This window comes from Nonomuraea terrae, from assembly GCF_004348995.1.
Taxonomy (GTDB): Bacteria; Actinomycetota; Actinomycetes; order Streptosporangiales; family Streptosporangiaceae; genus Nonomuraea; species Nonomuraea terrae.
This window is the reverse complement of record NZ_SMKQ01000206.1, coordinates 1-16,377: the sequence shown is the minus strand read 5'-3', so window position 1 is coordinate 16,377 and position 16,377 is coordinate 1. Positions and strand designations below refer to the sequence as shown.

Annotated in this window: 17 protein-coding genes; 9 read left to right on the top strand and 8 right to left on the bottom strand. The window is 72.0% G+C overall.

Annotated elements, in window-relative coordinates:
• The coding region (locus E1286_RS38670; protein WP_246075530.1) for an MFS transporter at positions 1 to 312 on the bottom strand (312 nt) is incomplete at its 3' end.
• An 87-nt stretch (positions 313 to 399) separates the two neighbouring features.
• Here E1286_RS38670 and E1286_RS38665 point away from each other — a divergent pair.
• Together E1286_RS38665 and E1286_RS38660 are read left to right on the top strand one after the other, a co-directional pair.
• Entirely contained in the window at positions 400 to 1,368 is a 969-nt protein-coding gene (locus tag E1286_RS38665) for a LysR family transcriptional regulator (RefSeq protein ID WP_132620895.1), read from the top strand.
• A gap of 20 nt (positions 1,369 to 1,388) precedes the next feature.
• A complete protein-coding gene (locus E1286_RS38660) occupies positions 1,389 to 1,724 on the top strand; it encodes a hypothetical protein (RefSeq protein ID WP_132620893.1) in 336 nt (111 codons plus the stop codon).
• 9 nt (positions 1,725 to 1,733) lie between these two features.
• Here the strand turns inward: E1286_RS38660 and qcrB are convergent, their stop codons facing one another.
• The 7 genes from qcrB to E1286_RS38625 all read right to left on the bottom strand — a co-directional run bounded on the left by qcrB (position 1,734) and on the right by E1286_RS38625 (position 9,501).
• On the bottom strand, positions 1,734 to 3,353 hold the full coding sequence (gene qcrB, locus E1286_RS38655) for a cytochrome bc1 complex cytochrome b subunit (RefSeq protein ID WP_132620891.1): 1,620 nt from the start codon (positions 3,351 to 3,353) through the stop codon (positions 1,734 to 1,736).
• A gap of 177 nt (positions 3,354 to 3,530) precedes the next feature.
• Positions 3,531 to 4,172: a class I SAM-dependent methyltransferase gene (locus E1286_RS38650; protein ID WP_132620889.1), complete on the bottom strand. Its 642-nt coding sequence runs from the start codon at positions 4,170 to 4,172 to the stop codon at positions 3,531 to 3,533.
• 127 nt (positions 4,173 to 4,299) lie between these two features.
• Complete coding sequence (locus tag E1286_RS38645) at positions 4,300 to 5,829, bottom strand: acyl-CoA synthetase (protein WP_132620887.1); 1,530 nt, start codon at positions 5,827 to 5,829, stop codon at positions 4,300 to 4,302.
• Between the two features lie 60 nt (positions 5,830 to 5,889).
• A complete protein-coding gene (locus tag E1286_RS38640; protein WP_132620885.1) occupies positions 5,890 to 6,867 on the bottom strand; it encodes an LLM class flavin-dependent oxidoreductase in 978 nt (325 codons plus the stop codon).
• A gap of 29 nt (positions 6,868 to 6,896) precedes the next feature.
• A complete protein-coding gene (locus E1286_RS38635; protein WP_165970105.1) occupies positions 6,897 to 7,649 on the bottom strand; it encodes an aminotransferase class IV in 753 nt (250 codons plus the stop codon).
• An 88-nt stretch (positions 7,650 to 7,737) separates the two neighbouring features.
• On the bottom strand, positions 7,738 to 8,700 hold the full coding sequence (locus E1286_RS38630) for an adenylate/guanylate cyclase domain-containing protein (protein ID WP_132620881.1): 963 nt from the start codon (positions 8,698 to 8,700) through the stop codon (positions 7,738 to 7,740).
• A gap of 48 nt (positions 8,701 to 8,748) precedes the next feature.
• Positions 8,749 to 9,501 carry a FadR/GntR family transcriptional regulator gene (locus E1286_RS38625; protein WP_132620879.1) on the bottom strand — a complete coding sequence of 251 codons (753 nt, stop codon included), beginning with the start codon at positions 9,499 to 9,501 and terminating at the stop codon, positions 8,749 to 8,751.
• Between the two features lie 89 nt (positions 9,502 to 9,590).
• Here E1286_RS38625 and E1286_RS38620 point away from each other — a divergent pair, with 89 nt between their 5' ends.
• From E1286_RS38620 to E1286_RS38590, 7 genes are all read left to right on the top strand, one after another.
• Positions 9,591 to 11,084 carry an ABC transporter substrate-binding protein gene (locus E1286_RS38620; protein WP_132620877.1) on the top strand — a complete coding sequence of 498 codons (1,494 nt, stop codon included), beginning with the start codon at positions 9,591 to 9,593 and terminating at the stop codon, positions 11,082 to 11,084.
• Positions 11,085 to 11,094: 10 nt separating this feature from the next.
• Positions 11,095 to 12,033: an ABC transporter permease gene (locus E1286_RS38615; protein WP_132620875.1), complete on the top strand. Its 939-nt coding sequence runs from the start codon at positions 11,095 to 11,097 to the stop codon at positions 12,031 to 12,033.
• 8 nt (positions 12,034 to 12,041) lie between these two features.
• On the top strand, positions 12,042 to 12,863 hold the full coding sequence (locus E1286_RS38610) for an ABC transporter permease (RefSeq protein ID WP_246075528.1): 822 nt from the start codon (positions 12,042 to 12,044) through the stop codon (positions 12,861 to 12,863).
• On the top strand, positions 12,850 to 13,764 hold the full coding sequence (locus E1286_RS38605; RefSeq protein WP_132620832.1) for an ABC transporter ATP-binding protein: 915 nt from the start codon (positions 12,850 to 12,852) through the stop codon (positions 13,762 to 13,764). Before E1286_RS38610 ends, E1286_RS38605 begins: the two co-directional genes overlap by 14 nt.
• Positions 13,733 to 14,533 carry an ATP-binding cassette domain-containing protein gene (locus E1286_RS38600; RefSeq protein WP_132620830.1) on the top strand — a complete coding sequence of 267 codons (801 nt, stop codon included), beginning with the start codon at positions 13,733 to 13,735 and terminating at the stop codon, positions 14,531 to 14,533. The genes E1286_RS38605 and E1286_RS38600 overlap by 32 nt, the downstream gene beginning before the upstream one ends.
• Positions 14,530 to 15,708 (top strand): M20 family metallopeptidase, encoded by a 1,179-nt coding sequence (locus E1286_RS38595; RefSeq protein WP_132620828.1) that lies wholly within the window; start codon positions 14,530 to 14,532, stop codon positions 15,706 to 15,708. Before E1286_RS38600 ends, E1286_RS38595 begins: the two co-directional genes overlap by 4 nt.
• Positions 15,708 to 16,377: P1 family peptidase (locus E1286_RS38590; RefSeq protein WP_187368284.1), on the top strand; the 670-nt coding region annotated here is incomplete at its 3' end. The genes E1286_RS38595 and E1286_RS38590, both read left to right, overlap by 1 nt.

The following is a 16,377-nucleotide window of genomic DNA, read 5'->3' as shown; positions in this document are numbered from 1 at the left end:
GCCCTGCACCGCCCGCATCACCAGCAGCACAGGGAAGGACGGCGCCAGCGGCAGGGCCAGCCCGATCACCGCCGCCAGCAGCACCGACCAGAGGATCACCCGCCGCCGCCCGACGGCTCCCGCCATCCAGGCGACCGGCAGCACGGCGACGGCCAGCGCGGTGGTCGCCACCCCGATCGCCAGCGACGCGCTGCCCGGATCCAGCCCGTACGCCTGTGCGAGCTGCGGCAGCACCGGCTGCGGCGCGTACAGCAGAGCGAACGACGACAGCCCGGCCGCGGCCACCGCGGCGCTGACCCGCCGCGTGTCCACGGAGACATCCTGGAGAACGACCACATCTCAGACGCTAAGCAAAGCTAAAAAATACGTCTAATGCAGAAATGGGCGATAATTCATACCATGACGCATGAATCGGATGAGGAGCTGGCCGCCCGTCTGACTCCGTCCCTGGCCCTGCTGGCCGCCGTCGGTGAAACGGGCCAGGTCACCCGTGCCGCCGAGCTGCTCGGCATCCCCCAGCCCACGGCCAGCCGCCGCCTCGCGGCGCTGGCGGACATCGTCGGCGCCCCGCTCGTGCTCCCCGCCGGCCGCGGCATCCGCCTGACCCGGGCCGGCCGCACCCTGGCCGCCGCCTCCACCCGCGCGCTCGCCGCCGTGACCGCCGCCGCCCGCGAGGTGCGCGAGGAGATCGACCCCGGCAGCGGCCGCGTCGTGCTCGGGTTCCTGCACCTGCTCGGGCGCACCCTGGTGCCGTCGCTCATCGGCGGCTTCCGCGAGCGCAACCCGGGCATCCGCTTCAGCCTGGCGCAGGGGTCGCGTCAGGACATGCTGCGGGCCCTGCGCGCCGGCGAGATCGACCTGGTGTTCGTCGCGCCCATGCCGCTGGACGACCCCGATCTGGTCAGCCGGCCGCTCGCCGACCAGGAGCTGGTCCTGTCGGTGCCGCCGTCGCACCGGTTCGCCGCATCGGGGCGGGTGCGGGCGGCCGAGCTGGCGGGGGAGGAGCTGGTGACGCTGGAGCACGGGTACGGCCTGCGCCAGATCACCGACGATCTGTGCGCCGCGGCCGGGTTCGAGCCGCGCATCGCCTTCGAGGGCCAGGAGTCGGAGACGGTGCGCGGCCTGGTGGCGGCCGGCCTGGGCGTGGCCATCCTGCCCCGCTCGGACCAGCCGCCCACGGGCGGCATGCGCGAGATCCCGCTGTCGCCGCCGCTGTTCCGCACGATCGGCGTCAGCTGGCCGGCGGGGGACCACCTCACCCCGGCCGCCCGCGCGTTCCGCGACCACGCCTGCTCCGGTCTGACCGACCTCGGCCCCGGTTTCCGCCCTCCGGCACCCCGTCCCGTCCCGGCCGGCCGGCATGGATGATCATCGGCCAGACTGGGCGGATGACACATGACGGGGATGCGGGAGTGCCCGGGTCGCTGGCGCGGGCGCTCGGGGACGTGGCGGCCGAGCGGGCGGCGCAGGACGCCAGGTGGGGCATGCAGATCCTGCCCGACGGCACCGGTGCCGACGGCTCGACGGCCGCCTCCGACCGGGCCCGGCTGGAGACCGAGGCGGCCTCCCGGGCCGGGACGCTGACCTGGCGGCACCTCCTGGCCGAGGAGGTGCTGGAGGCGTTCGCCGAGAGCGACCCGCGGCGGCTGCGGGGGGAGCTGGTCCAGGTGGCCGCCGTGGCGGTCAAGTGGATCCAGGCCCTCGACCGCCGCCCGGCCTCCTGAGCCGCGGTGCTACTGCTCCCTCCTGGCGACGGGTTTCTCCTCATGTGCGCGGTCCCCGTCGAGCGGGACCTGCTCGCCGCCGTACGCGCGGCTCATCCTCACCCTGAGCCGCCCGAGCAGGCTGCGGGCGTACTTGGGCGGGACGCCCTCGCCGTCCCCCCGGGCCGCGGGCAACATCGGGACGGGCGTCTTGCCGCGCAGGTGGGCCTCGATGTCCTCCGACGGCGGCGAGTGGACCTCGATGTACTCGCCGTGCGGCAGGCGCTTGATGACGCCCGACTCCACCCCGTGGCCGACCACGTTCGCGTCCGATCGCTGCAGGCCCACGCACATCCGGTAGGTGATCCAGTACGCCAGCGCCGGCCCGACGAAGATCAGCACCCGTCCGATGTACGTCGTCCAGTTGAGACTGACGCGGAAGAACGTCGCGATCTCGTCGTTGGCGCCGAGCAGCCAGAGCAGGCCGTAGAAGATGACGCCCGCCATGCCGATCGCGGTGCGGTGCGGGTTGTTGCGCGGCCGGTCGGCGATGTGGTGCTCGCTCCGGTCGCCGGTGATCCAGCGTTCCAGGAACGGATAGAGCACCAGGCCGGTGATGATCAGGCCGAGGGGCAGCAGCGCCGGGATCAGCACGCTCAGTGGCAGCGTGCCCGCGTTCGCCGTGCCGAAGAGGTTGATCTCCCAGGCCGGCATGAGCCGCAGCGAGCCCTCCAGGAAGCCCATGTACCAGTCCGGCTGGGATCCGGCGGAGATGTCCGCGGGCGTGTAGGGGCCGAACAGCCAGATGGGGTTGATCTGCGCGAACGTCGCCAGGCCCGCCAGGACGGCGACCGTGAACAGCATGTACGCGCCCGACTTCGCCATGAAGGCGGGCAGCAGCGGGGCGCCGACCACGTTGGTGTTCGTGCGGCCCTTGCCCGGCATCTGCGTGTGCTTCTGCACCCACATCAGGATCAGGTGGGCGGTGATGAGGGCGACCAGGATGCCCGGGATCAGCAGGATGTGCAGCGTGAAGAACCGCGCCATCACCACCTCGCCCGGATACTGCCCGCCGAACAGGAAGAACGACAGGTACGTGCCGACCAGCGGCAGCGACTGCACCACGCCCTGGGTGATCCGCAGCCCCGCGCCCGACAGCAGGTCGTCGGGGAGGGAGTAGCCGCTGAGCCCCTCGAACAGCGACACCGTGAACAGCCCGATGCCGATCAGCCAGTTCAGCTCGCGCGGCTTGCGGTAGGCGCCGGTGAAGAACACCCGCAGCATGTGGATCACGATGCTGGCCACGAAGAGCAACGCCGCCCAGTGGTGCATCTGCCGCATCAGCAGCCCGCCGCGCACCTCGAAGCTGATCTCCAGGGTCGACGCGTACGCCTCCGACATGCCCACGCCTCTGAGCGGCGCGTACGGTCCCTGGTAGACCACGTGCCCCATGCTGGGCTCGTACCAGAAGGTGAGGAATGTCCCGGTCAGCAGCAGGATGATGAACGAGTACAGCGCGATCTCACCCAGCAGGAACGTCCAATGGTCAGGGAAGATCTTGCGCAGGTTGCGCTTGAGAAAGTTCGCGCCCCCCACGCGCTCGTCCAAGAAGTTGCTGGGCCCGGTGATGAACTTGGGCAATGTGGTCATTAATGGCCTCCCCCTGGCCGGACTCCAACGGCGGGGGGAAGCCGGACGGCGCCTCGGCGCTGCCGGATGACTGGTACGCGGCAGTACCAGAGCGTAGTCGCGCGATCGTCATCCGACTCGATGGCGGACCCCGAGCACCGGCAAAATTTGTGACGTTCTGCCGGATTCGCCGCAGCTTTATGCCGGTTTTGCCCCGTACGCCGCGACGGTGAACGGGCGCGGCGGAGTCGTGTAGACCCGCTCGGTCAGGCGCGACAGCGACGGGTGCCCGTCGAGGAAGCGGTGCAGCCGCCTGGCCTCCGGCCACGGGTGCACCGCCACCAGCACGCCGTCCGGTGCCAGCAACGCGCTGAGCTGGTCGGAGGCGCGGTGCAGGCGGTCGTGGCGGCCCAGGTAATAGAGGGTCTCGGAGCAGAACACCAGGTCGAAGCGGGGCTCGACCTGGTGGGTGAGGATGTCGGCCTGCAGGAACCGCACCCGCCCGTTCTCGGGGACGCGCGCCCGCGCCCGCTCCAGCGCCCGCTCCGACACGTCCACCCCGGTGATCTCGGCCTCCGGGTACGTCTTCGCGAGCGTCTCGGTGAACACCCCCTCGCTGCAGCCGACCTCCATGATGCGCTGGTACGGCCTGGCCGGCAGGCACTCCAGCGTCGAGCGGTACTTGTGCTGCTCGTAGTCGTCGGTCGACAACTTCCACGGGTCGGGGCTGCGGTGCCACCAGTCGAAGTAGCGGCGCAGGACCACGGCCTGACCCCTCGGCGACAGCAGCGACAACGTCCGGAAGAAGGTGCGGTGCATGAGCTCGGGCAGGCTTGGCATGCGGCCTCTCTAGGTCGACACGGGGGGAGTCCCGGGCTGGGCGGGCAAGTGGTCGCCGAGAGGGCATGCCCGCTCCGGACCGGGGTGAAGCGTGATCACTTCGAAGTCGTGCCGGAGATGGCGGACGTTACGCCAGCGTGTCGCGCAGCTCCCGCTTGAGCACCTTGCCCGAGGCGTTCTTCGGCAGTTCCGGCACGAACACCACCCGCTTGGGCACCTTGAACGCCGCCAGCCGCTCCCGCAGGAACGCGGTCAGCTCCTCGGCGGTCACCTCCGCGCCCTGCCGCGGCACCACCGCCGCGGTCACCGCCTCGATCCACCTGTCGTCCGGCAGCCCGAACACCGCCGCCTCCGCGACCCCCGGATGCTGGTAGATCGCCTCCTCGACCTCGCGACTGGCGACGTTCTCGCCGCCGGACTTGATCATGTCCTTCTTCCTGTCCACCACCGACAGGTATCCGTCGGCGTCCATGACGCCGAGGTCGCCGCTGTGGAACCAGCCGCCGCGGAACGCCTCAGCGGTCTTGTCCGGGTCGTTCCAGTAGCCGAGCATGGCGTGCGGGCTGCGGTGCACGATCTCGCCGACCACGCCCGGCGGCACCGGCTCGTCCTGGTCGTCCACGATGCGGGTCTCCACGTTCAGCGCGGGCCGGCCGGCCGAGCCGAGCCGGGTGAGCTGCTCCTCCGGGCGGAGGATCGTGGCGACCGGCGCCATCTCGGTCTGCCCGTAGAAGTTGAACAGCCGCACCTCCGGCAGCCGGGCGGCGATCTCCTTCAGTACCTCCACCGGCATGATGGAGGCGCCGTAGTAGCCCTTGCGCAGCGACGACAGGTCACGGCGATCGAAGTCGGGATGGCGCAGCAGCGAGATCCAGACGGTGGGCGGGCAGAAGAGCTTCGTGGCGCGCTCGCCCTCGATCGTGGCCAGGATCGCCGCCGGGCTGGCGCCGGGCAGCACGATGTTGGTGGCGCCCAGATAGAGGCCAGGAGTGAGGAAACAGTGCAGCTGGGCGCAGTGGTAGAGGGGCAGGGCGTGCACCTCGACGTCGTCGGGGCTCATCTCGCCGTCCACCATGCAGGTGACGTACTGGGCGATCAGGCTCCGGCTCGACAGGGTGGCCCCCTTGGGGCGCGACTCGGTGCCGCTGGTGTACATGATCTGGATCGGGTCGTCGTCGGCGACCTCTGCCCGCGGCTCGGCGTCGTCGTCGTGCGACGACCACGCGGTGAACGCCTCCCAGCCGTCCCGCGCCGCGCCGATCACACCGCGTACGGACACCTTGCCGGTGACCGCGGCCTCGGCGACCGGCAGCAGCGCCTCCTCGACGAGCATCCCGCTCGCCCCGGAGTGCTCCAGGACGTACGCCACCTCCTCGGCCCGCAGCATGAAGTTGACCGGCACGGAGATCGCCCCCAGCCGCGCCAGCGCCAGGTACGCCACCACGAACGCGTGGTTGTTGTGGCTCAGCACGGCGAACCGGTCGCCCTTGGCCACGCCCCGCGCGGCCAGCGCGTTGGCCGTGCGGTTCACCGCCCGGTCGAGGTCGGCGTAGCTCTGCCGCAGGTCTCCGAAGACGATCGCGGTCTTGGCGGGGTGACGGGCGGCCGAGCGCCGCAGGAGGTCGCCGAGGGAGTGCTGACGGATCAAAGCGGGCACCCTTCATCCGGGCAGAACGATATTCGGGCGGTGTTATTCGGGCGATAGTAACGCCCGCGATCACCCTCCGAACACCCCCGCGAGCCGCCGATAGGAGTCGAGCCGGCGATCGAGGTCGTAGGTGTTCATCGTGACCAGCACCTCGTCCGCACCGGTGGCCTCGACCAGCGTGCCGAGGGCGACGGCGACCTCACTCTCCGTCCCGTGGACACGGCTCTTGAGCGACTCCTCCAGATACGCCCGCTCGCGCTCGCTCATCTCCGTCCGCGCGACCTCCGCGGCCGGGACCAACGGCGGGAAGACGCCCGCCGTGCGCGAGCGGACCGTGGACCACGCCTCGGGCAGCTGCAGCAGCGCCGCCTCCCCGGCGCTCGGGCCGACCGCGACGTCCGCCGCCACCATCACGTACGGCCGCGCCGCCCACGCCGACGGCCGGAACCCGGCCCGGTAGCGGGCGGCGGCGTCCACCGCCCGGGGCCCGCCCCCGATCACCACCGGCAGCCCCAGCTCCGCCGCGATGTCCGCGCCCGCGCCCATGGCCAGCACGAACGCCTGCGGACGCAGTCCTTCGGCGGGCAGCGCGTGCACGCCGGGATGAGCCGTCTGGGTGCCGGTGAACCAGCCGAGCAGCTCGCCGAGCTGCTCGGCGAACCGGTCGGCGTCGTCCTTGCCGTGGCCGAGCGCCCGGCGGATGCCGCCGGTGAACCCCACGGAACGCCCGAGCCCCATGTCGACGCGCCCCGGATACAGCGACTCCAGCACGCCGAACTGCTCGGCGACCACCAGCGGACGGTGGTTGGGCAACATCACGCCGCCCGTGCCCACCCGGATGCGGGAGGTCGCCGCGGCCACGGCCGCCGCCAGCACGGTCGGCGCCGAGCCCGCCGCGCCTGGCACACTGTGGTGCTCCGACACCCAGAACCGGTGGTAGCCGAGCTCCTCCGCCTGCCGCGCGAACCGCACGGTCTCCCGCAGCGCCTCGGCCGGGTCCGAGCCCTGCCGCACGAGCGAACGATCCAGAATCGAGTACGCGGTCACGTACGGGTGCAACGCGCACCGCGACCGGATCAATCCACCGGATCCCCGGCGATGCCGTCGTAGAAGGCGCGCAGGCGGGCCATCAGCGGGGCGTCCTGGCGCAGCGGCACGCCGTCCACCTCGCCGACCGGCGTCACGCCCCAGGAGTTGCAGAGGAACACCTGGTCGAACCCGGCCAGGTCGGCCACCTTCAGCGGGCGCCGCTCCTGCGGCACGTCCATGCGCTGCAGCAGCGCCATCGTGACGCCGGTCAGCATCGGCGCGTCCGGCCAGACCAGCCGGCCACCGTCGAACCCGCCCACGTTCGTGATCGCGCCCTCGCTGATCAGGCCGTCCTCGGTGGTGAGCAGCGCCTCGTCGAAGCCGTCACGGGCGGCCATCCGCAGGATGTGGGCCTGCTGGAACCCGCGGGCCTGCTTGACGTGCGGGAGATAGCGCTGGTACACGACCGCGCGCAGGCGCAGCGGCCCGGCGAGCGGCTCGTGCGGCGGCCCCGCGGTCGCGATGACCCGCGGCCGGTCGGCCTCCAGGACGTACACCCGCACGCTCGCGTCGCGCGCCTCGCCGAGGACCGCGCGGACCGACTCCAGCACCGCCGCGCGATCGAGGTCGGCGCCGAACAGCTCGCGGTTGGCGCGCTGGAGCCGTTCGAGATGCAGCTCCAGCCCGCGCACCCGCCGATCCCTGACCTGCATGGCGGTGAAGTGGCCGTAGCGGGCCTCCAGCGCCCAGCGCGCCTCCGCGTCGTCCACCGGCCTGCCCTCGATCACGGCACGTTCCATCACGGCCACCTCCTCTGCTCCCGATCTACCGCAGGGTCCACCTTCGAGACAACCCGACCGGCCAGTCCACCGGCCGGTTCGCGAGCGGTCAGGCGCCCTCGGCGCGCCCGATCGTGTACGGGGCCAGCTCGCCCAGGCCGCGCACCGACAGCCGGTTGACCTCGCGCAGCCGGAAGGCCCGGTCGCCCTCCAGCTCCTCGGCGAGCCGCGGATCGGCCAGGATCGAGCCGGGCAGCGACAGCGCGGTCAGCCGGCTGGCCAGGTTGACCGTGGTGCCGAACACGTCGCCCATGCGCCAGATCACCGGCCCGGACGCCAGCCCCACCCGCAGCTCCGGCATGTCACGCCCGCGGGCGTGCGTCTCCACCAGGCGCAGCGCGATCTCCGCCGCCACGTGGGACTTGTCGGCCACGAACAGCACCGAGTCGCCGAGTGTCTTGATCACCCGTCCGCCGGTGGAGGTGACGATGTCGGCCGAGCGGCCCTCGAACCTGTCGACCAGCCGGGCCAGCTCGCTCGCGGTGATCTGCCTGCTCAGCCGGGTGAACGCCACCAGGTCGGCGAACCCGACGGCCAGGCGTACGGAGCTCATGTCCTGGTCGGCGATGCGGCCCGCGGCGGCGGCGAGCTGGCGCTGCCAGGCGTAGACCAGCAGCCGCGCCAGGTCGGGCACCACCAGCTCGGCCCGCCGCCGCCAGGCGCGCGAGCGCTCGGCCAGCGGCACGCCCGCCTGGTCGAGCGCCTCCGCGCCCAGCTCGGCCTGCGACTCGGCCAGCCGCGCCGTGGCCCGGCCCAGCGAGCGGGCCATGAGCAGGACGTGCTCCTCGTCGTAGACGCCCGAGGTCACCATGCCGAGCAGCGTCTTGAGCGCCTCGACGTCGGAGTCGGTGAACTCGACCGCGTCGTCGGGCACGTTGGGGAAGCCCAGGGCACGCCAGAACCGCCGCGCACGATAGACCGGCACCCCCGCCATCTCGGCCACCTGGTGGCTGGTGTATCGCCGCGGCTCGCGCAGAAAGGCCTCCGCCAGCCCGTCCCCGTCGCGCGCCACGGGGGCAACATAACACCCCTGTGGGCCAGGTCACTCCTACGGGATGGGTCAGTCCAGCAGGGCCCGCAGGACGCCGCGTTCGGCGGCGGGAACGTAGCCCGCGTAGTAGTCGTACATCGCCTTCCTGGACAGCCGGGCCGCCAGGGGGCCGTCGGCGAGTCGGATGGCCGCGATGACCTCCTCGTGGTGGCGGATGCTCTGCCGCATCAGCGCCTCCCGGTCGGGGGCGCCCGCCAGCTTCTCGGAGATCAGCCGCACCACGATCGAGCGCACCACGTCGGTGCAGATCTGGATGAGCTTGTTGCCGCCCGCCCGCGCCACCACCTCGTGGAAGGCCACGTCGGCCGCGCTGAAGGCGTCCTCGCCCAGCTCCAGCGCGGCCCGCATGCGCGCGACCGCCTCGGCCATCTCGGCGAGCTGTTCGTCGGTACGCAGCCGCGCCGCCAGCAGGATCGCCGCAGAGTCGAGCACCATCCGGAACTGCACCAGCTCCGCCAGCGACAGCTCCTCCACCCGGGCCAGCGTCGTCATCGACTTGTGCAGCGCGGCCGGCGTGAACGGCAGCACCTCCGCGCCGTTCGGGTCGCCGGGCCGCGACCGCACCAGACCGCGCGCCTGCAGCACCCGCAGCGCCTCGCGCACCGTGGAGCGACTGACGGAGAACTGCACCATCAGCTCGCGCTCACTCGGCAGCCGCTCGCCCGGTGAGAGAGCGCCGCTCTCGATGGCCTCCTCGACCTGCTCCACGACCCGCTCGTAAGCGCGTACGGCCCGTACGGGCTCGAACCTCGGACCACTCACGTCATGCCCCCTTGACCCGAGCCGTCGCCGACTGGCAATGTGCGTAGCCTACTGGTCCGACCAGTGCACTAGCCAGGAGGCTGTAAGAGATGAGGCGCATCGGGATCTGGATGGCCGTCGGCGGTCTCCTGCTCAGCACCGCAGCCTGCGGTGGCGGCACCGCCGGCACCGCCGGCGGCGGCGCCCCCGCGGCCCAGACGCTGTCCGTCGGATTCGTGGCCGAGCCCGCGAACCTCGACTTCACCTCCACGGAGGGCGTCGCCATCCCCCAGGCACTGCTCGTCAACGTCTACGAGGGCCTGGTCAAGCTCGACCAGAACGGCCAGATCGTGCCGCTGCTGGCCGAGAAGTGGGACGTCTCGGACGACCGCACGTCCTACACGTTCACGCTGCGTAAGAACGTCACGTTCAGCAGCGGCGCGCCGTTCACCGCCGACGACGTGGTGTTCTCGCTCGACCGGGTGAAGACGGACTGGAAGCTCAAGATCAAGTCGCAGCTCGACGTCATCGACACGGTCGAGAAGAAGGACGACTCCACCGTCGTCGTCACGCTCAAGCGCCCGAGCAACGGCTTCCTCTACTCGATGGCCACCAGGCTCGGCGCGATGTTCAGCCGCACGGGCGTCTCCGACCTGGCCAACAAGCCGATCGGGACGGGCCCGTACGTGCTCGGCTCGTGGCGGCGCGGCGACTCCATCCAGCTCCAGCCGAACCCCGCCTACTGGGGCACCAAGCCGTCGCTGTCGTCGGTCACGCTGAAGTACTTCAAGGACGCCACGGCGATGAACAACGCGCTGCTGACCGGCGGCATCGACGCCATCTCCAGCGTGCAGGCGCCCGAATCGCTGCAGCAGTTCGCCGACCCCAACCGCTTCCAGACGGTCGAGGGCACCACGAACGGCGAGGTGGTGCTGTCGATGAACAACGGCCGGCCGCCGTTCGACGACAAGAAGGTCAGGCAGGCCGTCCGGCACGCCATCGACCACAAGGCGCTGCTCGACACCGCCTGGGCCGGGCGCGGGCAGCTCATCGGCTCGATGGTGCCGCCCACCGACCCCTGGTACGAGGACCGCACCGGCGACTACCCGTACGACCCGGCCAAGGCCAAGGAGCTGCTGGGCGGCAAGACGTACGACGTCAAGATGCGCATCCCCAACCTGCCGTACGCGGTCAACAGCGCTCAGGTCGTCAAGTCGCAGCTGGCCCAGGTGGGGATCAACGCGGAGATCGAGCCCCTGGAGTTCCCGGCGCGGTGGCTGGACGTGGTGTTCACCCAGGGCGACTACGACATGTCGATCATCAATCACGTCGAGCCGCGCGACATGGGGATTTTTGCCGACAAGTCGTATTACTTCCGGTATGACAACCCCGAGTTCGGCGAGCTGCTCGCCGCCGCCGACGAAGGCACCGAGCAGGAGCAGACCGAGTCGCTCAAGCAGGCGGCCAAGCTGCTGTCCGACGACGCCGCGGCCGACTTCCTCTTCCTCTTCCCCAACCTGGTGGTGGCGAAGAAGGGCGTGACCGGGCTGCCGAAGAACGCCATCGCGGAGCAGTTCGACTTCACCGCGCTCGCCAAGCAGTGACCCGATCCGCATGACCCTGTACCTCGTCAAACGGCTGGCGGTGCTCCTCGCGAGCACCGCCGTGGCCGCCGTCGTGGTCTTCGCCTTCATGGCGCTGCTGCCCGGCGACCCGGCCGAGATCGCGCTCGGTGTCAACGCCACCCCCGAGGCGGTCGCCGAGCTGCGCCGGCAGTTCGGCACCGACCGGGCGCCCGTCGCGCAGTTCCTCGACTGGGCCGGCGGCCTCCTGCAGGGCGACTTCGGCACCTCCTACGTCACCAGCGCCCCCATCGGGCCCCAGATCGGCGACCGGCTCGGCGTCACGGCCGTGCTGGTGCTCGGCGGCATGATCCTGGCGGTGGTGATCGCGGTGCCGCTGGGCACGTTCGCCGCCGTCCACCACCGCAACGCGCTCGGCGCGGTGATCAGCGCCGCCAGCCAGCTCGGCATCGCGATCCCCGCCTTCCTCGCCGGCATCCTGCTCGTCTTCGTCTTCGCGGTGCAGGCCCAGGCGCTGCCGTCCGGCGGCTACGTGCCGATCTCCGAGAACCCGGCCGAGTGGCTGCGCAGCCTGCTGCTGCCGTGGTTGTCGCTCGGGCTCGTCCAGGGCGCGGTGCTCACCCGCTACGTGCGCAGCGCCGTGCTCGACGTGATGCGCGAGGACTACCTGCGCACCGCCCGCGCCAAGGGCCGGGGCTCGACCGGCGCCCTGTGGCGGCACGGCCTGCGCAACGCCTCGATCCCCGTGGTCACCGTGCTCGGCCTGCAACTGGCCACGCTGCTCATCGGCGCGGTCGTGGTCGAGCGGGTCTTCGTCGTCCCGGGGCTCGGCGACCTGCTGCTCAACGGTGTCGCCCAGCGCGACCTGCTGCTCGTCCAAGGCGTGGTGATGGTGCTCGTGGCAGCCGTCCTGCTGATCAACTTCGTGGTGGACGTCGCCTACCACCTGCTCGACCCGAGGCTGCGATGAGAGGCCGGATGAACGCCGGGCTGCTGGTCGGCGGGGTGCTCGTCGGAATCGTCGTGCTCGCGGCGCTGGTGTCGTTCTTCTGGACCCCGCACGACCCCACGCTCGTGGACGCCGCCCGCAAGCTGCGCGAGCCCGGTGGCGGCTACCTGCTCGGCGCCGACAAGTTCGGCCGCGACACCTTCAGCCAGCTCATGGTCGGCGCCCGTACCACCCTCTACGTCGGCATCGTCGCCGTCGGCATCGCCGCGGTCATCGGCACGCCGCTCGGCATGGCCGCCGGGATGACACCGCGCGGCTGGCTCTCCGAGCTGATCATGCGGGTGAACGACCTCGTGTTCGCCTTCCCCGCGCTGCTGCTGGCCGTCATGCTGGGCGCCGTCTACGGGGCGGGCACGCTCACCGCGATGATCGCGATCGGGGTGGCGACCGTGCCGGCGTTCGCCCGCGTGGCCCGCGCCGCCACGCTGCAGGTCATGGTCACCGACTACGTGCTGGCCGCCAGGGCGGCCGGGCGGCGGCGTCCCGCGATCGCCTTCCGGCACGTGCTGCCGAACATCGGCTCCGTCCTCATCGTGCAGGCGTCGGTGTCGTTCGCGATCGCGATCCTGGCCGAGGCGGCGCTGTCGTTCCTCGGCTTCGGCACCCGCCCGCCGACCCCGTCGTGGGGGCGGATGTTGCAGGAGTCGCAGGAGCTGCTGTTCTCCACCCCGCGCCTGGCCCTGTGGCCCGGCCTGGCCATCGCGCTGGCGGTGCTCGGGTTCAACCTGCTCGGCGACGGGCTGCGCGACTTCCTCGACCCGAAGCTCAGGAGGATCCGTGCTGAAGGTTGACGGGCTCACCGTACGCGCCGACTCCGTGGAGCTGGTCCACGACGTGTCGTTCGCGATCGGGCCGGGGGAGCGGGTCGGGCTGATCGGCGAGTCCGGGTCGGGCAAGTCGCTGACCGCGCTGTCGCTCATGGGCCTGCTGCCCGAGGGCGTCGCCGCCTCAGGGATGGCCAGGCTGGGCGACCGCGACCTCGTCGGCGTCCCCGAGAGCCGGATCAAGGAGCTGCGCGGGCGCAAGATGTCCATGGTCTTCCAGGAGCCCATGACCGCGCTCAACCCGCTCATGCGGGTCGGCGCCCAGGTCGCCGAGGTCATGACCCTGCACGGGAAACCGCGCCACGAGGCCCGCGCGCGGGCGGTCGAGCTGCTGGAGCGCGTACGCCTCCCCGAGCCCGCGCAGATCGCCCGCGCGTACCCGCACCAGCTGTCCGGCGGGCAGCGCCAGCGCGTCATGCTCGCCATCGCGCTGGCCAACGAGCCCGGCCTGCTCATCTGCGACGAGCCGACCACCGCGCTCGACGTCACCGTGCAGAAGCAGATGCTGGAGCTGATCGCCGAGGTCGCGCCCGCGCTGCTGTTCATCACCCACGACCTCGCCGTCGTCGCCTCCGTCTGCGAACGCGTCCTGGTCATGTACGGCGGCCGCGTCGTCGAGTCGGGCCCCATCCGCGAGGTGTTCACCCGCCCTCGCCACCGCTACACCGAGGGCCTGCTGGCCGCCTCCAAGCTGACCCCGCGCGGCACCCGGCTGCCGGCCATCAGCGGCAGCGTCCCCCCGGCCGGGCGCTTTCCCGGCGGCTGCGTGTTCAGGAACCGCTGCCCGCAGGCGACCCCCGCCTGCGAGACGGCACCGGAGCTGACAGGAGACGCACATGCCTTCGCATGCTGGCACCCCGCTGATTGAGGCGCGCGGCCTCACCCGCGTCTACCACCGTCCCCGCACCTCGCTCACCAAGCCCGGCCACGACGTCCTGGCCCTGCGCGAGGTGTCGCTGACCGTGCACCGCGGCGAGCGGTACGGCATCGTCGGCGAGTCCGGCTCCGGCAAGTCGACGCTGCTGCGCCTGTTGTGCGGCCTCGACCGGGCGACCAGCGGGTCCATCCTGTTCGACGGCAGGGAGATCACCGGGCTGCCCGAGCGGCGGCTGCGTTTCCTGCGCGAGAACCTCCAGATCGTCTTCCAGGACCCGATGAGCTCGCTCGACCCGCGCATGCGCGTCCGTGACCTGGTCGCCGAGCCGCTCGTCGCCCTCGGCCTGCCGGTCGGCGGCCGGGTGGCGGAGCTGCTGGAGGCCGTCGGGCTTTCCGCCGAGGCGGCCGAGCGCTACCCGCACCAGTTCTCCGGCGGGCAGCGCCAGCGCATCGCCATCGCCCGCGCGCTCGCGCCCCGGCCGCAGGTGCTGGTCGCCGACGAGCCCGTCAGCGCCCTCGACGTCTCCGTACGCGGCCAGATCCTCAACCTGCTGGCCGACCTCGTCGACGAGCTGGGGCTCACGCTCGTGTTCGTCTCGCACGACCTGTCCGTGGTCCGGCACGTGTGCGAGACGGTCGCCGTCATGAGCGCGGGGGAGATCGTGGAGAACGGGCCCGTGGACGACGTCTGGGCCGCGCCCGCCCACCCGTACACGCGGGCGCTGCTGGAGGCCGTACCGACTCTGGAGGGGTTGTTTTGATCGACGTCGATGCCGGCGGGGTGGTCGCGTTCACCCAGGCCCTGGTGCGCATCCCCAGCACCAACGACCCGGCGCGCGGCCGCGACGAGCGGCCCGCCGCCGAGCTCGTCGAGGCGAAGATGCGCGAGTGGGGCTGGGACCCGGTCGTGTACGAGGCCGCGCCCGGCCGGCCCAACGTGGTAGCCGTGGTCGAGGGCGGCGGCGGTGACGGGCCGACGCTGATGTTCGAGGGCCACACCGACGTCGTCACCGAGGGCGACCTGTCCACCTGGACCGTCGACCCGTTCGGCGGCGAGATCCGCGACGGGCGGCTGTGGGGCCGGGGCAGCGCCGACATGAAGTCCGGCCTGGCCGCCACCCTCTACGCCACCCGCGCCCTGCAGCTGGCCGGGCCGTTCCCCGGGCGGATCAAGGTGTGCGCGCTGGCCGACGAGGAGGGCCTCATGATCGGCGCGCACCACTTCGTCTCCGAGGGCCTGGCCGCCGGCGTGGACGGCGCCATCGTCGCCGAGCCCGAGGCGGGAGAGATCTGCGCGGTCGCCAAGGGCGCCCTGCGGTTGCGCGTCGACCTGACCGGCAAGATGGCGCACGGCGCGATGCCGCAGCACGGCCGCAACCCCATCCCCGCCGCCGGCGCGCTGCTCGCCGGCCTCGCCGCGCTGCAGGACGAGCTCCAGGCGCGCCACCCCGCCCACGAGCACCTCGGCGAGGTGTACGTGACGCCGACCGTGCTGCGGGCCGGCTCCGAGGAGCAGGTGAACGTCATCCCCGCGGTCGCCTCGCTCTTCGTCGACGTGCGCACGATCCCCGGGGTCGAGCACAAGGACGTCGCCGACCGGGTGGCCGCGCTCGCCTCCGGCTCCGGGATCTCGTCCGAGGTGTCGGTGCTGGTGGACCGGCCGCCCGTGGACGTCCCCATCACCACGCCGGTGGTGGCCGCCCTGGCCGCCGCGCACCGGGCCGTCACGGGGGAGGAGCCCGTGTACGGCGGGGTGCCCGGCTCGACGGACGGCACCGTGCTGACGCACTGGGGCGGGATCCCGTCGGTGGTGTACGGGCCCGGCGGGAAGTGGATCGCGCACCAGTCGGACGAGTACGTGGAGGTGGAGGAGATCGTCCGCTGCACCCGTGTCTTCGCCGAGGCCGCCCGCCGCTTCCTGACCGGCGACTTCTGATGCGGCCCGGGCCGACGAACTCGCTGGCGGACGTGGCGGGGCTGCGGATCGGCCACGCGCACCGGGTCGGGGACGGTTACCGTACCGGGACCACCGTCGTCCTCGCGCCCGCCGACGGAGCCGTCGCGGGAGTCGACGTACGGGGGGCCGCACCCGGAACCCGGGAGACGGAACTCCTGGACCCGCGCAATCTGGTGGAGCGGGTGCACGCGATCGTCCTGTCAGGCGGAAGCGCGTTCGGCCTGAGTGCGGCCTGCGGCGTCATGGACCACCTCGCGGACGCCGGCATCGGCTACCCGGTCGCCGGCGGCACCGTCCCGATCGTCCCGGCCGCCGTCATCTTCGACCTCGGCCGAGGCGGCACCTTCCGCGCCGTCCCCGACGCTCCCTTCGGCGCCGCCGCCTACCAAGCCGCCAGCACCGTCCCAACCCCCGACTCCCCTCAAGGGACCTCAGCCCGGGGCGGTGGGGCGGTGTCGAGGCAGGGGGACGGCGCCGCTTTCTCGTCCGGGCAGGCTTCGGCCCCGGTCGCTTCCGAATCGACCCTCACCCCCGACTCCCTGCGAGGTACCTCAGCCGTGGACGGTGGGGTGATGACCGCTGACGCGGTGTGGCAGCCCGGCCCTTCGTCCCGAAGGGCGTTCGGGACGGCGTCGGCCACGGCGAGTG

What these genes read in the sequence shown, in the direction of transcription:
- E1286_RS38665 (WP_132620895.1), top strand. Translation starts at nt 400, where the DNA reads ATGACGCATGAATCGGATGAGGAGCTGGCCGCCCGTCTGACTCCGTCC.
- E1286_RS38660 (WP_132620893.1), top strand. Translation starts at nt 1,389, where the DNA reads ATGACACATGACGGGGATGCGGGAGTGCCCGGGTCGCTGGCGCGGGCG.
- qcrB (WP_132620891.1), bottom strand. Translation starts at nt 3,353, where the DNA reads ATGACCACATTGCCCAAGTTCATCACCGGGCCCAGCAACTTCTTGGAC.
- E1286_RS38650 (WP_132620889.1), bottom strand. Translation starts at nt 4,172, where the DNA reads ATGCCAAGCCTGCCCGAGCTCATGCACCGCACCTTCTTCCGGACGTTG.
- E1286_RS38635 (WP_165970105.1), bottom strand. Translation starts at nt 7,649, where the DNA reads ATGGAACGTGCCGTGATCGAGGGCAGGCCGGTGGACGACGCGGAGGCG.
- E1286_RS38620 (WP_132620877.1), top strand. Translation starts at nt 9,591, where the DNA reads ATGAGGCGCATCGGGATCTGGATGGCCGTCGGCGGTCTCCTGCTCAGC.
- E1286_RS38615 (WP_132620875.1), top strand. Translation starts at nt 11,095, where the DNA reads ATGACCCTGTACCTCGTCAAACGGCTGGCGGTGCTCCTCGCGAGCACC.
- E1286_RS38610 (WP_246075528.1), top strand. Translation starts at nt 12,042, where the DNA reads ATGAACGCCGGGCTGCTGGTCGGCGGGGTGCTCGTCGGAATCGTCGTG.
- E1286_RS38600 (WP_132620830.1), top strand. Translation starts at nt 13,733, where the DNA reads ATGCCTTCGCATGCTGGCACCCCGCTGATTGAGGCGCGCGGCCTCACC.